The sequence below is a fragment of the Azohydromonas lata NBRC 102462 genome, assembly GCF_001571085.1.
GTDB classification, from domain to species: Bacteria; Pseudomonadota; Gammaproteobacteria; order Burkholderiales; family Burkholderiaceae_C; genus Azohydromonas; species Azohydromonas lata.
This window is the reverse complement of sequence record NZ_BCTC01000253.1, coordinates 1-1,763: the sequence shown is the minus strand read 5'-3', so window position 1 is coordinate 1,763 and position 1,763 is coordinate 1. Positions and strand designations below refer to the sequence as shown.

3 protein-coding genes are annotated in these 1,763 nt (G+C 68.4%); 1 reads left to right on the top strand and 2 read right to left on the bottom strand.

Translation table 11 applies throughout. The features are described 5' to 3' along the window. Positions 1-89 precede the first annotated feature (89 nt). Positions 90-443, bottom strand: a complete 354-nt coding sequence (locus tag ALA01S_RS30910) for a hypothetical protein (RefSeq protein WP_066343591.1) — start codon at positions 441-443, stop codon at positions 90-92. Between the two features lie 189 nt (positions 444-632). On the opposite strand from ALA01S_RS30910, the gene cadR reads away from it, so the two are divergent. Continuing rightward, positions 633-1,097, top strand: a complete 465-nt coding sequence (gene cadR, locus ALA01S_RS30905) for a Cd(II)/Pb(II)-responsive transcriptional regulator (RefSeq protein WP_084268119.1) — start codon at positions 633-635, stop codon at positions 1,095-1,097. A gap of 106 nt (positions 1,098-1,203) precedes the next feature. On the opposite strand, the gene ALA01S_RS30900 is transcribed toward cadR, so the two are convergent. Then, entirely contained in the window at positions 1,204-1,596 is a 393-nt protein-coding gene (locus ALA01S_RS30900) for a hypothetical protein (protein WP_066343589.1), read from the bottom strand. Positions 1,597-1,763 lie beyond the last annotated feature (167 nt).

The following is a 1,763-nucleotide window of genomic DNA, read 5'->3' as shown; positions in this document are numbered from 1 at the left end:
AACCAGGAACGGGATGGATCCGGCGAGCGAGCGCTGTGAGCGAGAGGCCTTGTGCCTTGGGCAGGAAAGAAAAGCAGCGGCTCGCCGGATCAGGCGGCGAGCAGCCAGTTGGGGCGTTCGGGTGTTCCGGGCGGCGCCGACGAATCGGGCACCCCGACAGCGGGATGCTGGGGCGGCGCTGCCTGCGTGCAGACGAACACGGCCACGCCAGGCGGCAGCGGCGGGCCCCCCAGGTGGCAGACCGGGCAGTCGTTGTCGGCGAGCCCCAGGTCGGCCGGGGCCTTGGCGCCGTCGTCAGCCCGGGCCGACTTGTGCACGTGGACGTGGTGCCCGAAGTGCTGGGCCGTGGGCGCCGTCTCGTGGCCGCAGTACGCCGCGGCCGCGCCCCAGACGAACTGGAGCGGCAGCAGCATCAACAGCATGATGACGAGGCGGCGGCGCATCTGGTTGATTATAGAGACTACAGGGTTGATTGGGGCATGCGGCGTGCCTGCGACATCGGGCCGCCCTTGATCCGGTTAGTCATGGGACGAGCCCGGACCGTGCGCGGGTCTTCTCTTGGCGCCGTCATTGGAAAGCCTGTAGCAGGTGTAGAGTCAACGGGCATTGGCAATGCCCGCGAAGACCCAGACATGAAGATCGGTGAACTGGCCGAGACCACCGGCACGCAGTTGGAGACGATCCGCTACTACGAGCGCGAGGGGCTGCTGCCGCAGCCTGCGCGCACGCCCAGCAACTACCGGGTGTACGGACCCGGGCACGCCGAGCGGCTGGCGTTCATCCGCCAGTGCCGCAACCTCGACATGTCCCTGGACGAGATCCGGGTGCTGCTGCGCTTCAAGGACGCGCCGCAGGAAGACTGCAGTGCCGTCAATGCCCTGCTCGACGCCCACATCGGCCACGTCGACGAGCGCATCCGCGAGCTGCGCGGGCTGCAGAAGCATCTGCGGGAGCTGCGCCAGTGCTGCAACCAGGCCCAGCCGGCCGGCGACTGCGGCATTCTCAACAGCCTGGCGCACGCCGGCAGTCCCGCGCCCAAGCCGCAACCACGGTCGCACAGGGCCATGGCCGACGTGCACAAACGGGTGCGCGAATGACCTGCTTGGGGCACAAACCCGCCGGCCGTTGATCACGCCGGCGGCGAAGCCATCCGTTGCGGCCGCAATCAGCCGCAGCAGATCCGCCCACCTCAGCCGCCGGCCGTCACTTGAGCGCGAAGCGCACGTTGACGGCCTTCTTCCCCGGCAGCGTGACCGTGGCAACGGCCTTGGTGCCGGCGCCCACCTTGAAGCTGCCCTGGGCCTGGAGCTTGTTGTCCCCCGCGGGGGACAGCGTCGCCTCGGCCTTGTCGCTGCCGCTGAGCAGCGTGAGCTTGCCGCTGGCGCCTTGCGTGTTCGCGGGCTTGCCATGGTCGCGCACGTAGAGCGTGACCACATCGGAGCGGGCCACCAGCTCGAAGTCCATGTCGCTGGCTTCGACGACGACGCCGCCATGCATCGGCTCGTGGCCATGGCCGTGCTCGTGCTCCTGTGCCGCCACGGCGGAGCCCAGGCAGGCCAGCAAGGCGGTCGCAGCCCAGATGCGGTGAAGTTTCATGGGAAATCCTTTCGGGTATCGCAGGGGTGGAGAATGAAGACGCATCGCGTTGTCAGAAGGCCTCGGCATTGCGGTCATCAACCAGCCGCTCGGCGTCGCGGCGGCCAAAGAGCCAGAACATGGCCGGCGTGAGGAAGGTGTCGAGCAGCGTCGAGCTGATCAGCCCC

Coding starts and splice junctions, on each gene's coding strand:
- ALA01S_RS30910 (WP_066343591.1), bottom strand. CDS start 443: ATGCGCCGCCGCCTCGTCATCATGCTGTTGATGCTGCTGCCGCTCCAG.
- cadR (WP_084268119.1), top strand. CDS start 633: ATGAAGATCGGTGAACTGGCCGAGACCACCGGCACGCAGTTGGAGACG.
- ALA01S_RS30900 (WP_066343589.1), bottom strand. CDS start 1,596: ATGAAACTTCACCGCATCTGGGCTGCGACCGCCTTGCTGGCCTGCCTG.